The 15,647-nt window shown below is 47.7% G+C and carries 15 protein-coding genes; 9 read left to right on the top strand and 6 right to left on the bottom strand.

All coding sequences use genetic code 11. The annotated features are described in order from the left end of the window. Positions 1-100: 100 nt before the first annotated feature. From NYE28_RS05365 to NYE28_RS05345, 5 genes are all read left to right on the top strand, one after another. Positions 101-1,393: a globin-coupled sensor protein gene (locus NYE28_RS05365; protein WP_015417166.1), complete on the top strand. Its 1,293-nt coding sequence runs from the start codon at positions 101-103 to the stop codon at positions 1,391-1,393. Positions 1,394-1,523: 130 nt separating this feature from the next. Beyond that, positions 1,524-2,081, top strand: a complete 558-nt coding sequence (locus NYE28_RS05360; protein ID WP_003155185.1) for a biotin transporter BioY — start codon at positions 1,524-1,526, stop codon at positions 2,079-2,081. A gap of 11 nt (positions 2,082-2,092) precedes the next feature. Continuing rightward, positions 2,093-3,529, top strand: coding sequence for an acyl-CoA synthetase (locus tag NYE28_RS05355; protein ID WP_337681293.1), 1,437 nt, complete (start codon positions 2,093-2,095; stop codon positions 3,527-3,529). Next, positions 3,517-4,608 carry an acetyl-CoA C-acyltransferase gene (locus tag NYE28_RS05350; protein WP_337681292.1) on the top strand — a complete coding sequence of 364 codons (1,092 nt, stop codon included), beginning with the start codon at positions 3,517-3,519 and terminating at the stop codon, positions 4,606-4,608. Before NYE28_RS05355 ends, NYE28_RS05350 begins: the two co-directional genes overlap by 13 nt. Positions 4,609-4,658: 50 nt before the next feature. After that, positions 4,659-5,234, top strand: coding sequence for a histidine phosphatase family protein (locus NYE28_RS05345; protein WP_337681291.1), 576 nt, complete (start codon positions 4,659-4,661; stop codon positions 5,232-5,234). 15 nt (positions 5,235-5,249) lie between these two features. Here the strand turns inward: NYE28_RS05345 and NYE28_RS05340 are convergent, their stop codons facing one another. Then, positions 5,250-6,128 (bottom strand): ABC transporter substrate-binding protein, encoded by an 879-nt coding sequence (locus NYE28_RS05340; protein ID WP_064107922.1) that lies wholly within the window; start codon positions 6,126-6,128, stop codon positions 5,250-5,252. 489 nt (positions 6,129-6,617) lie between these two features. Here NYE28_RS05340 and NYE28_RS05335 point away from each other — a divergent pair, with 489 nt between their 5' ends. Further along, on the top strand, positions 6,618-7,766 hold the full coding sequence (locus tag NYE28_RS05335; RefSeq protein WP_332274685.1) for a S8 family peptidase: 1,149 nt from the start codon (positions 6,618-6,620) through the stop codon (positions 7,764-7,766). A 45-nt stretch (positions 7,767-7,811) separates the two neighbouring features. Here NYE28_RS05335 and NYE28_RS05330 read toward each other — a convergent pair whose 3' ends face one another. Next, a complete protein-coding gene (locus tag NYE28_RS05330) occupies positions 7,812-9,062 on the bottom strand; it encodes a M48 family metallopeptidase (protein ID WP_337681290.1) in 1,251 nt (416 codons plus the stop codon). 154 nt (positions 9,063-9,216) lie between these two features. On the opposite strand from NYE28_RS05330, the gene NYE28_RS05325 reads away from it, so the two are divergent. Continuing rightward, positions 9,217-9,612, top strand: coding sequence for a hypothetical protein (locus NYE28_RS05325; protein ID WP_012117225.1), 396 nt, complete (start codon positions 9,217-9,219; stop codon positions 9,610-9,612). Positions 9,613-9,659: 47 nt separating this feature from the next. Here NYE28_RS05325 and NYE28_RS05320 read toward each other — a convergent pair whose 3' ends face one another. From NYE28_RS05320 to NYE28_RS05305, 4 genes are all read right to left on the bottom strand, one after another. Continuing rightward, the gene (locus tag NYE28_RS05320) at positions 9,660-11,201 is read right to left on the bottom strand and encodes a fatty acid--CoA ligase family protein (protein ID WP_007409202.1); all 1,542 of its coding nucleotides are present in this window, start codon (positions 11,199-11,201) and stop codon (positions 9,660-9,662) included. 132 nt (positions 11,202-11,333) lie between these two features. Continuing rightward, the gene (locus tag NYE28_RS05315) at positions 11,334-11,978 is read right to left on the bottom strand and encodes an SDR family oxidoreductase (protein WP_337681289.1); all 645 of its coding nucleotides are present in this window, start codon (positions 11,976-11,978) and stop codon (positions 11,334-11,336) included. Positions 11,979-12,058: 80 nt separating this feature from the next. Further along, positions 12,059-13,054, bottom strand: coding sequence for a lipoate--protein ligase LplJ (gene lplJ / locus NYE28_RS05310; protein WP_007409204.1), 996 nt, complete (start codon positions 13,052-13,054; stop codon positions 12,059-12,061). A gap of 12 nt (positions 13,055-13,066) precedes the next feature. Next, complete coding sequence (locus NYE28_RS05305; protein ID WP_007409205.1) at positions 13,067-13,801, bottom strand: MBL fold metallo-hydrolase; 735 nt, start codon at positions 13,799-13,801, stop codon at positions 13,067-13,069. A gap of 156 nt (positions 13,802-13,957) precedes the next feature. Here NYE28_RS05305 and yhfH point away from each other — a divergent pair, with 156 nt between their 5' ends. Both yhfH and NYE28_RS05295 read left to right on the top strand, forming a co-directional pair. Next, entirely contained in the window at positions 13,958-14,092 is a 135-nt protein-coding gene (gene yhfH / locus NYE28_RS05300) for a protein YhfH (RefSeq protein ID WP_003155209.1), read from the top strand. Positions 14,093-14,325: 233 nt separating this feature from the next. Next, positions 14,326-15,615 carry a cation:dicarboxylase symporter family transporter gene (locus NYE28_RS05295; RefSeq protein WP_003155211.1) on the top strand — a complete coding sequence of 430 codons (1,290 nt, stop codon included), beginning with the start codon at positions 14,326-14,328 and terminating at the stop codon, positions 15,613-15,615. The last annotated feature ends 32 nt before the right edge of the window (positions 15,616-15,647 follow it).

Genomic DNA, 15,647 nt, shown 5'->3' with positions numbered 1-15,647 from the left:
GTTTTATTTTTTTCGCATTAAAATATTTTTATCAGATTCCTTCATTCAAGTTCCTTCCATACCGATAAAAAGAAAAAGAGAATATCTGGGGGAACTTATATTGTTATTTAAAAAAGACCGCAAAAAAGAAACAGCTTATTTTTCGGAAGCCGATGGAAAAAAACGCATCGCGCTTTCAAATCAATATGCAGATGTCCAAAAACAGCTGAAAATGGTCAGGCTCGGAAACGAAGAACTTCATGTGCTTGAAGAGCTGCAGCCGTTAATTAAAGAACATATCTCAACAATCGTCGATTCCTTTTACCGAAACCTGGATCACGAAAAATCATTAATGACGATCATTAACGACCACAGCACGGTCGAGCGCCTGAAAAAAACATTACGGCGTCATATCCATGAGATGTTTGCCGGCACGATTGATGATGAATTCATTGAAAAAAGACAGCGCATCGCTTCCATCCATTTGCGGATCGGCCTTGAACCGAAATGGTATATGGGAGCGTTTCAGGATCTGCTTCTGTCGATGATGAACATATATGAAGCAACCATTCCGGATTTGCATGAGCTTTTAAAAGCGATCAAAGCGACGACGAAAATATTGAATCTTGAACAGCAGCTCGTCCTTGAAGCATTCCAGAGCGAATATAACTGCCAGCGTGACGAACAAGAGGAAAAGAAAGCCCGCCTTCATCAAAAAATCCAGGAAACATCCGGATCACTCGCTGATTTGTTTTCAGAAACGAGCAGAGCCGTGCAGGAGCTGGTCGATAAATCCGAGGGCATTTCCGAGGCGTCAAAAGCCGGCACCGTCACTTCCGTACATGTCGAAGAAAAATCAATCGGCGGGAAAAAAGAGCTTGAAAGCCAGCAGCAGCAGATGAATAAAATCGACGCCAGCCTTCTGCAGATTGAAGAAGAAATGGACAAGCTGAATGAAATCGCCCAGCAGATCGAAAAAATCTTCGGCATCGTGACGGGGATCGCCGAGCAAACGAATCTCCTGTCACTCAACGCTTCAATAGAATCCGCGAGAGCCGGGGAGCACGGCAAAGGGTTCGCCGTTGTCGCGACGGAGGTAAGAAAGCTTTCAGAGGATACGAAAAAAACCGTTTCCACCGTATCAGAGCTTGTGAACAATACCAATACACAAATCAACATCGTGTCCAAACATATTAAAGATGTAAACGGACTTGTAAGTGAAACGAAAGAAAAAATGGCGCAGATCAACCGTCTGTTTGATGACATCGTCCAAAGCATGAAAACGAGCAAAGACCAGACAGGCAAAATCGACGTTGATTTGCAGGCCTTTCTCGGCGGCCTTCAAGAAGTCAGCCGTGCCGTTTCCCACGTTGCATCATCCGTTGATTCACTTGTTATCCTTACAGAAGAATAAAGATAAACCGACCGGCCTTTTTCATAAAGGGCCGGTCTTTTTAATGTTAACTTAAAATATAATAGAGTTGACATACATAAAGACTCGCTTTATTGTATAAACATATTTTGATAAGCTGGAGGAATACATAATGAAATTGACAGAAATGATGCATATTGCCGTGTTTACCGCCATTATGGGACTTTTGGGGCTGCTCCCGCCGCTTTTCTTATCCTTTACGCCGGTTCCGATTACGCTCCAGACGATCGGTGTACTCTTATCGGGAAGCATCCTAAAACCGAAAGCGGCGTTTTTAAGCCAATTGCTTTTTTTGCTGATTGTGGCATGCGGAGCGCCCCTCCTTTCAGGCGGCAGAGGCGGGTTCGGGGTTTTTTTCGGGCCGAGCGCCGGATATCTCATCGCATATCCGCTGGCGGCATTACTGCTGAGCCTCAGCATCCAAGGCCTTCGCTCAGCTGCTGTCCCCCATTTGTTTATCAGACAGTTCTTGTTCGGCGTGCTGTTTTTGTATGTCATCGGCATTCCCGTTCAGGCTTTTATGATGCACATTGATATCTTAACTGCCGTAAAGCTCAGCCTCATCTATGTGCCCGGAGATCTGCTTAAAGCGGCCGCAGCCTCATTCGCAGCCGTAAGAATCAGAAAAACTCTTCAAGCTAGCCGGCTTTTGCCGACGAAAGGAAGCTGATTTTAGTCATCATGATTACATCATCATATTCAGATACAGCCGGACAAGCGCCGGAACAGATCGCAATTCAGACAGAAACAGAACAGATCACCTATCAAACTTGGAACAGGCTGGTTAATCAAACCGCAAACTGGCTTGGCAGCCTTTCAGATAAGCCCGAAAACATTGCAATATTACTGCCGAACGGCATCCCTTTTTTACAACTTTTCGCAGGGGCGGCGCATGCCGGCTGCACGGCGGTTCCGTTAGATCCCCGCTCGGCAGCGGCGGAACTCGCGGACCAGCTGCACATCAGCAAAACCGGCCTCGTCATCTGTGACCGCCGGCTGAGCGGCAGACTGGACGGCGTCAAAACGCCTGTCATTCTGTGGGATGAATGCAGGCCTTTGATCGAGGCGGAAAAAACGGAAGGCGCTTTTATCAAAAACGACGGCCTGCCCTTTTATACCGGATTCACCTCGGGATCGACCGGTAAGCCGAAAGCCTTCACCCGCTCTCACCGTTCGTGGCTGGAGAGCTTTTCTTGTACGAAACGTGAATTCGGCATTTCCCCTGATGACAAAGTGCTGGTACCGGGCACGCTTCGCTCGTCACACTTTTTATACGGCGCCGTCAGCACTTTGTTTATCGGCGGAACCGTCATCCTTCAAAGAAAATTCAATCCGGCCGGAATGAAAGACCGGCTCAGACAAGCTGACGTTCTATATACCGTTCCGACAATGACGGACGCCCTGCTCTCACTAGAGGCGTTTCCGGATACACCGCTCAAGGTGATTTCTTCCGGTGCAGACTGGCCCGCTTCGTCTAAACAAGCGCTGTCAGAGCGCTATCCCCATTTGCGGTTGTACGATTTTTACGGAACGTCCGAGCTGAGTTTCGTGGCGTTCTTATCGCCTGAAGACAGCGCCCGAAAGCCTGACGCGGCGGGCCGCCCGTTTGAAAATGTTACAATCGAAATCCGCCGGCCCGGCGGAGAACGCTGCATGCCGGGCGAAACGGGGAAGATTTTTGTGAACAGCCCGATGAAATTTTCCGGATACATCAACGGCGCAAAACCTGATGATTCCGGCTGGATGACGGTTGATGACATGGGATATATCGATCGTGAAGGCTATCTTTATATCGAAGGACGTGAAAACGGGATGATCGTATCAGGCGGCCTGAATGTATTCCCTGAAGAGATAGAACGTGTGCTCAACCGCTGTCCGGGCGTCAGAAAAGCGGCCGTCATCGGCATTCCTGATGATTATTGGGGCAGCATCGCCGTTGCGGTGATCGACGGAGATGCACATGTAAAGGAACTGAAGAAACAGTGCCGCGAGCAGCTGGCGGCATATAAAATCCCGAAAAAATGGCTGTTTTCAGAAATACCGGAAACAGCCGGCGGAAAGATCGCCCGTGCCGCCGTACAAAAGCAGGCAAAGGACATGATGGAATGGAAGCTGTAATTACGGATGCGAAACGGACAATTTTCGCCCGGGAAAACGGCCTGTTAAAAGGCTGTCTCCCAGAAGATTTGGCAGCTCCGCTGATCCGCCATTTGAGCCGGAACATCCCCGAAGACATTGATGAAATCCTGATCGGAAACGCGACGGGCCGCGGCGGGAATCTCGCCCGGCTGTCAGCCTTGGCCGCCGGGCTTCCTTTGAGCGTGTCCGGTACGACCATCGACAGGCAGTGCGGCTCCGGATTGGACGCCGTGAGGGTCGCGTGCCACTTTGTTAAAGCCGGCGCGGGGAGCACATACATCGCGGGAGGAGCGGAGAGCAGCAGCCGTTCCCCTTTCTCATCCCGGGCGCGCTTTTCTCCTGAACACATCGGCGATCCTGATATGGGCATAGCAGCCGAGTATACGGCACAGGCTTACGGCGTAACGAGAAAGATGCAGGACGAATATGCCCTTCTCAGCTATGAACGGAGCGCCAAAGCGCACGAAGACGGCTTGTACCGCCGGGAAATTCTTCCCTGTCACGGATTCGCCGCTGACGAAAACATGCTGAAAAAGCGGAACATGGAGCCTCTCATCTCCCGTGCCAAACCCGTCTTTCAGTCTGGAGGCTCTGTCACCGCCGCCAACAGCTGCGGAATTTCTGACGGGGCGGCGGCAGTTTGTGTGATAGAAGAACAAAAAGCGCGGTCTCTCGGTTTAAAGCCGGGATTGCGTTTTATCGGAAGCGCGGTAAGCGGCGTCCATCCGCATTATCCGTCAGCAGCTCCGGTGTATGCCGTCAAAAAACTTTTGAAGGAACGGGACCTGTCACCGGATGATATTGATATATACGAAATCAACGAGGCGTTTGCCGTCAAAATATGCGTTTTTTCACAGCAGCTTCGAGTGCCGTATTCTAAAATAAATGTCCGGGGCGGCGCTCTGGCGGTCGGGCATCCGTACGGGGCTTCCGGGGCGGCGCTTGTCACCCGGCTTTTTTATGAAGCAAAAAGACGCCCGGATGCCCGCTACGCAGCAGCAGCGATCGGCAGCGGAGGCGGAGTCGGACTGGCGCTTCTCTTTGAAGTGTTAACGTAACGGCAGTATAATAGATGATATCGATAAAAAATGATCGGAGTGGAGACTTTATGACTGCCGTTTGTTTAGTAAGACATGGAGAGACTGATTGGAATGCCCAAAAGAAGCTTCAAGGCAAATCGGATATTCCGTTAAATGCGACGGGAGAGCGTCAGGCGAAAGAAACAGGAGAGTACTTAAAGGGGTCCGAATGGGATGTCATCGTCTCAAGCCCGATGAAACGGGCCAGAAAAACAGCTGACATTATTAACGGGTTTTTGAATCTTCCCATTGTGGTCATGGAAGATTTCAGAGAACGGAGCTACGGTGATGCGGAAGGAATGTCTTTACCGGAACGGTCGAAGCGCTACCCGGATAAAAACTACCCGAACATGGAGACAGCAGAAGAGCTGACAGACAGAATGCTTGCCGGTTTAGTGAAAGTTCAGGAGCGGTTTCCTGATCAAAAAGTACTGATCGTCGCTCACGGCGCAGCCATTCACGCCCTCTTGTCGGCCATTTCTGACGGTGATATCGACATCCAAAACGCAAAGCTTGTCAATGCGTGCCTAAGCAATATCGAACGAATTGAAAATAAGTGGCGCGTCAAAGATTACAATGTAAGCAGCCACCTATCAGAATCATAACAAAAAGGCCCGAATTCAGTTTTGGGCCTTTTTGGCGAGCATTTTTTTCTGAAGATCATGTAATATGGCGTCCGCCCCGTCAATGCTCCGGCGCTCCGTCCATACCGCCCTGTCCGCGCGGTAAACGTGTCCGTTTTTTACGGCTGTCAGCTGTTTCCAGAGGTGATTTTTTTCGAGTTCTTTCTCACCGTCCATCAGTACGATGTAATCAGGATCGATATGCAAAAGCTGCCCGGGCGTCATCTTGATAGAGTCTGATTTCCCGCCGGAATCCGTCTGGACCGCATAGGTAAACCCTGCGAGCGTCAAAAGCCGGGACGTAAAAAACTGATCATCCTTTACGGAAATGCTGTCATTTGCAGCGTCAATTAATAAAATCGTGCCGCCTTCTGCATCCAGCTTTCTTTTGATGTCATTCAGCTTTTCTTCCTGAGCCGACAATTGTTTCTCTATGATGCCATCTTTACCGACCGCCTTTTCAATAGTAAGGGCAGCGTCAACCGCATCCTGATAATCCGCAGCTTCATTTTTTAAAGCGATTGTCGGAGCGATCTTTGTCAGTTTTCGGTATATCCCCCTGTGAAGGCTTGAGTCTGCAATGATGAGATCGGGCTTTAACGAAGTGATCTTTTTCAAATCGGGATGTGACGGGGGCCCGACGGACGGACTGCCGTCGTTTCGCTCTGTCCGATTATCCGCCGCAGCCACAGGCTTTATGCCGAGATCATGGAGAATATCATTAAAGCCCGGATTCAACACGGCAACGCGCTGCGGGTGCGCAGCCACATGCGCCGTCCCCAGATCGTGCCTGACGGCGGTTTCATGTTCCTGTTCTGAGCATGCCGTTATGAAGAGAACGGATAAGATCATCAGCATACTGAAAATTGGTTTCATCTGTTCCCCCTCTTTCGTTTTTCCGCAATTATATCATTGACAATATAAGTATCAATGATATTCATTATCATTATTTTTATAAAATGGTTTCACAGCTTTTCTCCGTCAAGAAAACCGAAGACTGATTCATGCCGCCCGCTTTATTTCATTCCGCTTTCGTTTCCATCAGACTTCTGCATTCAACAAAAGGTGACATTTATCCTGTTTTTGCCGCAGCTTCCAAAAATGGAATCAAACCGTTCGACCCAGCAAACAAGAGAGCGATTGCGGCTGTGTACAAATACTCATGTCCTTCCATCGGTTTTTTCCATTAAAATTTAAATATTTCGGGTTCCTATTAAACGAAAGAGAGATGATATACCTAAATAGAAATAAAACAAATTGAAAAAAATTGGGTCTACTAAAATATTATTCCATGCTATACAATTAATCCACAGAATAATCTGTCTATTGGTTGTTCTGCAAATGAAAAAAAGGAGAGGATAAAGAGTGAGAGGCAAAAAGGTATGGATCAGTTTGCTGTTTGCTTTAGCGTTAATCTTTACGATGGCGTTCGGCAGCACGTCTCCTGCCCAGGCGGCAGGGAAATCAAACGGGGAAAAGAAATACATTGTCGGATTTAAACAGACAATGAGCACGATGAGCGCCGCTAAGAAAAAAGATGTCATTTCTGAAAAAGGCGGGAAAGTGCAAAAGCAATTCAAATATGTAGACGCAGCTTCAGCTACATTAAATGAAAAAGCTGTAAAAGAGCTGAAAAAAGACCCAAGCGTCGCTTACGTTGAAGAAGATCACGTTGCAAAAGCGTACGCGCAGTCCGTGCCTTACGGCGTATCACAAATTAAAGCCCCTGCTCTGCACTCTCAAGGCTTCACTGGATCAAATGTGAAAGTAGCGGTTATCGACAGCGGTATCGATTCTTCTCATCCTGATTTAAAAGTAGCAGGCGGAGCCAGCATGGTTCCTTCTGAAACAAATCCTTTCCAAGACTACAACTCTCACGGAACTCACGTTGCCGGTACAGTTGCGGCTCTTAATAACTCAGTCGGTGTATTAGGCGTTGCGCCAAGCGCATCTCTTTACGCTGTAAAAGTTCTCGGCGCTGACGGTTCCGGCCAGTACAGCTGGATCATTAACGGAATTGAGTGGGCGATCGCAAACAATATGGACGTTATTAACATGAGCCTCGGCGGACCTTCTGGTTCTGCAGCGTTAAAAGCAGCAGTTGACAAAGCCGTTGCTTCCGGCGTCGTAGTCGTAGCGGCAGCCGGTAACGAAGGCACTTCCGGCGGCTCAAGCACAGTGGGCTATCCTGGTAAATACCCTTCTGTCATTGCGGTTGGCGCTGTTGACAGCAGCAACCAAAGAGCATCTTTCTCAAGCGTAGGTTCTGAGCTTGATGTCATGGCACCAGGCGTCTCTATCCAAAGCACGCTTCCTGGAAACAAATACGGCGCGTACAATGGTACGTCAATGGCATCTCCGCACGTTGCCGGAGCGGCTGCTTTGATTCTTTCTAAGCACCCGAACTGGACAAACACTCAAGTCCGCAGCAGTTTAGAAAACACCACTACAAAACTTGGTGATGCTTTCTACTACGGAAAAGGGCTGATCAACGTACAGGCGGCAGCTCAGTAAAACATAAAAAAACCGGCGTCGGCCATGGCCCCGCCGGTTTTTTTATTATTTTTCTTCCTCCGCATGTTCAATCCGCTCCATGATCGACGGGTGGCTCCCTCTGAAAATTTTGACGAGAAACGGCGGGTTGACCCGGCTCAGTCCCGTATCGGCCAAGTCCTGAAACGTCTCAATCGCCGCTTCCCGGTTTCCGGTCAGCTCAATGCCGTAGCGGTCGGCGGCGTTTTCCTGATACCGGGAGACGGCATTCGTAATCGGATCAGAAGCAAAACTCAGAACGGATATGAGCAGCAATAACAGCGGGAGGGCGGCCAGATCTTCAGGCCCCTTTATATGAAGCATTCGTCCGAAGGATTTGGACAGCCGCTTATAAAGCTTGTCAATGATATAGAACCCGGCTAATGACAGCAGCAGATACCCGGCCAGACCGATGTACACGTGCTTCATCACATAATGCCCCATCTCATGCCCCATAATGAACAAAATTTCCCGATCCTTCAGTTTGTTAAGCGTCGTATCCCACAAAACGATTCGCTTATTCGAACCGATTCCCGTCACATACGCATTCAGCGCATTCGTTTTCTCCGACATATTTACTTCATAAACATGGCTGGCCGGAATATCGGCCTTGTCGGCAAGCGACAAGATTTTGCTTTCCAGCTCCTTGTCTTTCAGCGGATAGAAATCATTGTATAAAGGATCAATCACGACCGGCTGCAGGAAAAACAAAAACAGGGTAAACGGCACAGTAAGACACCAAGCGTAAAACCACCATTTTTTTGTATGCTTCGTGATCAGCCAGTAAAACACAAGAACACACACGGCAAACAGCGGAAAACTGATCCAGAAATCAATGACATGGTCTCTTATCCAGCTTGCTGCTGTCTGCGTCGAAATATGATACGCAAGCGAAACCCGATATCCGATCCATTCAAGCGGAAGCGAAGCCGCCGTAACGATGAGTGAAATCACAAATACGAAGCTTCCGATTTGCAGCACCCGAAAGCGCATCGCTGCTTCCAGCCAATGCTTTATTTTTTTGGCAAGCCCCGTAATGAGCAGCAGAAAAAATAAAAACCAATCTAACGGCGCACCGATGAAAAATAAAAAATCCTTTACATTTGAAAAGTTTTCAGCGGCTTCCAGGCGGCCCGGGTCCATAAACGAGGACGGATCGGCTTTCGTTCCCTTTACGGCCTCCGGGACGGCGGAGTCGCCTGTCATAAAGAAATACCAATAGAAAAAAAGGCCGTACAGCACATAGGCAAGTCCCGCTGCCGCTATCCATTTGCGCATGGAAGTCTCCCTCCTTAGCCTTATGACTTACTCCTATTGTAAGCATAAATGCAAATAAATAGAACCAAGCCTCCGAAACGGATGTTAATCTTTTCACAACAGAAAAGAATGGAACAACAGGAAGCGGGAAAGACTAAAAAACGGAGTGATGAATATGAAAAAAATAATCGCGTTTATTGTAGTAATCGCCCTTTTGGTTATTGCTTTCTTCTATGTATACAGCCGGACCGGCGATGTGTTTCCATCAAGCAACGCAGATCTGATTATTCTGTCTGAGCACGGAAAAAAAGAAATCAAAATTAAAGACAGGCAGAATGTAAAAGATATGCTCGATATCTTGAACCAAGGAAAACAAGTCAAACTGACCAAAAGCGTATCTCCCGATTACGACGGAACGGTCAAATACCATGAAGACCGTTTCGATTCATTCAGCATGTGGCTCGAAGGCGGCAATTATATGCTGTACAAGTATAAAAACACGTATTACAAACTGACCCGGCATGATACGAAGCTTGTGCAAAGCATCATTAAGGAAGAATCGCAGAGCTGACCGGATCAGCATGTAAAAGCGAAGCCCCCGGCTTCGCTTTTCGTCCGTCATTTCGGAAGCATGTCCCGGACCGCCCGCCTCAGCAGCTTCCCGGTCGCGTTCTTCGGAATTTCATCAAGAAAAACCACTTCCGCCGGCCGTTTATATTTTGCCAAATGTGTTTCACAGTAATCAAAAACCGCCTGCTCTGTCAGCTCACCGTCCCCCGGCACTATATAAGCATGCACCGCTTCCCCCGTTTTGGCGTCGGGAACGCCGATGACCACGGCTTCTTTAATGCCCTCATGGCTGTAGAGCACTTCTTCTACTTCGCGCGGATAGACGTTGTATCCGCCGACGAGAATCATATCTTTTTTTCTGTCGACGATATAAAAATAACCGTCTTCATCGCGCTTCGCCAAATCACCCGTGTACAGCCAGCCGTCTTTCAGCGCGTGCTCCGTCTCCTCGGGCATCTTGTAATAGCCTTTCATCACATTCGGCCCTTTCACGATCAATTCTCCCACTTGATGGTCGGGCAATTCGCGTCCGAGCGTATCGACGACTTTATTTTCGACATGTAAAATATTCGTCCCGATCGAGCCGGGCTTTCTCCCCCGGTCAAATGGATTAAAACAAGTAACCGGAGACGCTTCAGAAAGTCCGTACCCCTCCAGAATGGTGACGTCAAAGGTTTGTTCAAATGTCTGCAACAGAGCGACCGGCATGGAGGCCCCGCCTGAAATGCACAGTCTGACGGACGCAAAATCCTCCGCCTTGCCGTGCTCGTATTGATACAGATAGTTATACATCGTCGGAACACCGGCAAAAATGGTTGCCTGACGGCTTTTAATCAGTTTAAACACAGAAGCCGGGCTGAATTGCGGCTCGATTAAGACACACGCTCCGCTCATCAGAGGCGCATTCATACAAACAGTTAAACAAAAAACGTGAAACATCGGCAATGCCGCCACAATTTTGTCTTTCTCATTCATTCCTAAGTATCCGGCGACATCATTTGCATTGGAGAAAAGATTCTGATGGGTGAGCATGGCGCCTTTCGGTTTTCCGGTCGTCCCTGAGGTGTATAAAATGACGGCAGTATCATCTTTGGACAATGTCGGATAAGTTCTGCTGCGCTCCGCCGGGCGAAGCATTTTTGTAAACGTTGTCATTTTTAAGCGCAATTGAGGGTCTTCTGTCGATGGAGCGTTCTCTGCTGTCTGGCTGATAATGATATGCTCCAGCAGCGGCAGCGAGCCGTGCAGGCTTTCAAATACGGGAATTAAAAGGTCGATGCCGGCGATCGCTTTGACATCGCCGTTTTTCAGCATGTATGCGATTTCTGAAGGTGTATATGCCGGATTTACAGGTATGACGACAATTCCCGCTTTTAACGCGCCGAAAAACGCAATAACAAAATCAGGCGTATTTCCGAGCAGCAGCGCGAGATGATCCCCTTTTTTCAGTCCCCTGTCCTCCAAGCCGTTTGCAAATGCTTTGATTTTACCTGCCAGCTCCTCATACGTCATGTACTGATCTTGAAACAGACAAGCTGGTTTTTCCGGTTTCTGCGATGCCGTTTCTTCCAATTTGGAAACCAGATTCATTTTCCCACCCCTTTAAAAATTGTAATGAATGAATAGTCATTCATTTATCCGGAATAAACGTTCACTTTTATTATAGAAAAATATAGAAAAACACTCAAGGGCAAAAAGCCCCGAGTGCCGTAAAACCGGAAACTATAATTGTTTCAGCGCTTCACTGACCGGCGTGCCGCCCGCTGTCAGATCGAACGCTTTTTCATACGTATTCGGTTCATCAAGGGATGCGATAACGGTCTTGGCGACATCGTCTCTTGAAATGGAACCTCTTTCCAAATCGGCCGCGGCTTTGATATTTCCTGTGCCGGGATCATTTAATAACCCGCCCGGCCGGATAATCGTATACGTCAGACCGCTCGCTTCAAGACTTTTGTCCGCATAATGCTTTGCGGCGTAATACGGCTTCAGCGCTTCATTCCAATTGCCGCGGTTATGAGCCTGAAGGGCGCTTACCATAATGAACCGCTTGATGCCGGCTATCTTTGCCGCTTCTATCGCTTTCGCGGCTCCGTCAAGATCAATCAAAAGCGTCTTATCGTATCCGGTGCTTCCTCCTGATCCGGCGGTAAACACAATCGCGTCACAGCCTTCAGCGGCTTTCGCGATGTCTTCCGGGCTTCCTTCCAAATCTGCAAGAACGGCTTCTGTTCCCGCGGCTTGAAGCGCTTCTTTCTGTTCTTGTTTCCGGACCATCGCCCGCAGCGTATGCGTGCCGTCTTTTTGAAACAGCCCGGTCAGCCGCTGTCCGATCTGTCCGTTTGCTCCGATGAGAAATACTTTCATCATGATCCCTCCCCATTCATTATGGTTCTATCATTTCACAAAAACGGGCGCTGATTCAAATCATGCGTTCGGCAAATGTTCTAATAAATCAGCTCGAGGAAATCTTCCAGCTCTATTTTGCCGAAATACTGTTTCAGATCGATTCCGGCCAGCGCCTCCTTGATAGCGGTTCGGTCATACTGTTTTCCTGTCAGCGCCTGTTCGACTTCACTCACATCTTTCGCACCGAAGAAATCACCGAAAATTTTGCAGTCCTGAATGATTCCTTTTTTCACTTCAAGACGCAGATCAATCGATCCGACCGGATAACGTTTCGAATGCTGAAGATTAAATGCGGGCGACCTTCCGAAATTCCAGTCCCAGTTTTGATAGCGCTCTTCGGAAATCTTCCGGATCGCTTTCCAGTCTTCATCGGTCAGTTTATATTCCGGCACTTCGGAAAGATCATTTGTATTAAAAATATGGTGTAGCAGATGCTTTTTGAATTCGTCCGCCGTCATTTTGTCATCAAGAAACTCGCTGATGTTAGCGACACGGCTTCTGATCGACTTAATGCCTTTTGATTCGATTTTGTCTTTTTTCACTTTCAAGGCTGACACAACATGATCAATGGCGGAATCCAGCATTAATGTTCCGTGGCTGAAAATACGCCCTTTCGTCGAAAATTGAGCGTTGCCGGAAATTTTTCTGCCGTCCGCCACGATGTCATTTCGGCCGCTTAATTCAGCTTCCACACCGAGCTGGCGCAGCGCCTGAATAACGGGTTCGGTGAATTTTTTAAAATTGTGAAAGCTGTCGCCGTCATCCTTAGTGATAAAACTGAAATTCAGATTCCCGAGGTCATGGTAAACCGCACCGCCTCCTGACAGCCTGCGGACGACGATGATTCCGTTATCTTCTACGTATTTCGTATTGATTTCTTCTATTGTGTTTTGGTTCTTACCAATGATAATCGACGGCTGATTGACATAAAACAGCAGGTATGTCTGTTCAGGGTCGAGATGCTTCACGCAATATTCCTCGATCGCGAGGTTGATCCTCGGGTCGGTTATGTTTTGGTTGTCGATAAATAACATGGTGCTCCTCCTTTATTTCTCCCACTTCAATCCGGAAGCAGCGATTGTCACTTCGCCCCCGAACACGGATTCCGCTTCTTCTTTCAGCTTCCGGTGCTCGCCGAAATGAGGCAGATGCGTGAGAATCAGCTCCCCCGCTCCGGCCTCCTTCGCGATACGTCCGGCTTCCAAACTGTTCATATGGCCGGCTGACGTGCCGTCCTGGTCCGCGTAAAAATTGCACTCGCAGATCAGCAGATCGGCATTTTCCGCAAAAGGGATAAACGCGTCCTGGTAGCTTGAATCAGCCGTATACACAACAGAAGCTGAACCGTCAGTAATCCGCATCGCATAACAAGTGACCGGATGCACCGTTTTCAGGAAGGTAATGGTGAACGGACCTAGAGAAAGCGGGCGGTCCGGCTGATAGGCCACTCCTTTTGTATGCGTTTTATATGTAAGGCGCTCAAACTGTTCTATATCAGCATCATGCCCGTAAATCGGCAGTGCATGCGTCCCTTTTCCGAGAAAGGAGCCGACCTGTTTGGCAAATTGAAGCGGCCCGATATCAGCGATATGATCATGGTGATAATGGGACAAAATGACGGCATCAAGCTCTTCTGCCGGAACATAGGCAAACAGCTTTGATAATACGGCGCTTCCGCAATCGACGAGCAGAGAATAGCCGCCGGACTGAAACAGATAGCCTGAAGTTGCTTCGTTTGCGGCCGGAAACCCGCCGCAGCATCCAATAACTGTAACTTTCATATAATCCTCCGAATGTTTATGATAAAAAGATCCTTTCCTCCAATATACCTATTTTTCGTACAAATTGCATGTTTTAAACATTGTGTCAAACAGCCGTTGATTTTCTCAAACTGTTATAATACAATGTAGAGACAAAATAATGAAAGAGGGATGGGTATGTTGGAAAAGATGTCGGATTTTTTCAGAAATTTACCCGGTAAGAAATGCGAAGAATGCGGAAATGAGATTGTTGAGCAGTATGAGTGTCACATTAATCTGTGCAATGACTGCTTGAAAATTAAGGATATGTGACAATAGGGCGCCGCACAATTCTAAGTTGTGCGGCGCCCGTTTTTTCGGCCCTCATCATACTTTCTGAATAGGGCGTTATTCACCATTATTAGCAATTATCTGTACGTTTTAAAAGATTCAGTATTTTCAATCTATATTTTTCTATAGACGGATTGTTTTCTTTTCTATTATAATTTGTTCTAATAGCTATCTTTTTAGATACTTATTGCACTTTTTTCTTCGGGAGGTAATCTATGAAAAAATTACGCTTTGGACTAGCGACGCAAATTTTCGTCGGACTCATACTAGGGGTTGTAGTCGGTGTCATCTGGTACGGCAATCCCGCCATTCCAACATATTTACAGCCTATCGGCGATTTGTTTTTACGCTTAATCAAAATGATAGTGATTCCAATTGTCGTCTCCAGCTTAATCATCGGCGTTGCCGGCGCGGGAAGCGGAAAACAAGTCGGAAAATTAGGCTTCAAAACGATTTTGTATTTTGAGATCATTACCACTTTTGCCATTATTCTCGGGCTGGCTTTGGCGAATCTGTTTCATCCGGGAACAGGCGTTAATATACATGAAGCTCAAAAAACAGATATCAGTCAATATGTTGAAACAGAAAAAGAACAAAATAACAAATCTATCGCAGACACATTCCTGCATATCGTACCGACAAACTTCTTCCAATCATTAGCCGAAGGAGATCTGCTTGCCATCATCTGCTTTACCGTGCTGTTTGCACTCGGCATCTCGGCAATCGGTGAAAAAGGAAAGCCCGTATTGGCCTTCTTTGAAGGTGTTTCTCATGCGATGTTCCATGTTGTGAACCTCGTCATGAAAGTTGCGCCGTTTGGTGTTTTTGCGTTGATTGGTGTTACCGTTTCCAAATTTGGGCTCAGTTCCCTGCTTTCACTCGGTAAACTGGTCGGTTTAGTATATGTAGCTTTGGCTTTCTTTCTCATTGTTGTATTCGGAATCGTCGGAAAGCTTGCCGGAGTAAACATTTTCAAATTCCTCGCCTATATGAAGGATGAAATTTTATTAGCGTTCAGTACGTCAAGCTCCGAAACCGTACTCCCCCGCGTTATGGAAAAAATGGAGAAAATCGGCTGTCCGAAAGGTATTGTTTCCTTTGTTGTGCCGATCGGATATACCTTTAACTTAGACGGATCTGTGCTGTACCAATCTATCGCCGCTTTATTCCTCGCTCAGGTATACCACATTGACTTGTCCATTTGGCAGCAGATTACCCTTGTGCTTGTCTTGATGGTCACTTCCAAAGGAATGGCTGCCGTGCCCGGGACTTCTTTCGTCGTCCTGCTTGCGACATTAGGCGCATTCAACATTCCTGCAGAAGGCCTTGCATTCATCGCCGGTGTTGACCGGATTATGGACATGGCCCGTACGGTCGTCAATCTGACCGGAAACGCGCTGGCATCCGTTGTGATGTCAAAATGGGAAGGCCAGTATGATCCCGTTAAAGGCGCGAAGGTCATGAGCCTCGCCAAAACAGAACAAAACACAACCATCTCAGGTTAAAATGAAAACCCTGCACGGAATGATTTCCGCGC

The organism is Bacillus sp. FSL R5-0443, from assembly GCF_038608285.1.
In the GTDB taxonomy this organism is placed as follows: domain Bacteria; phylum Bacillota; class Bacilli; order Bacillales; family Bacillaceae; genus Bacillus; species Bacillus velezensis.
This window is presented reverse-complemented; position numbering and strand designations above follow the sequence as displayed.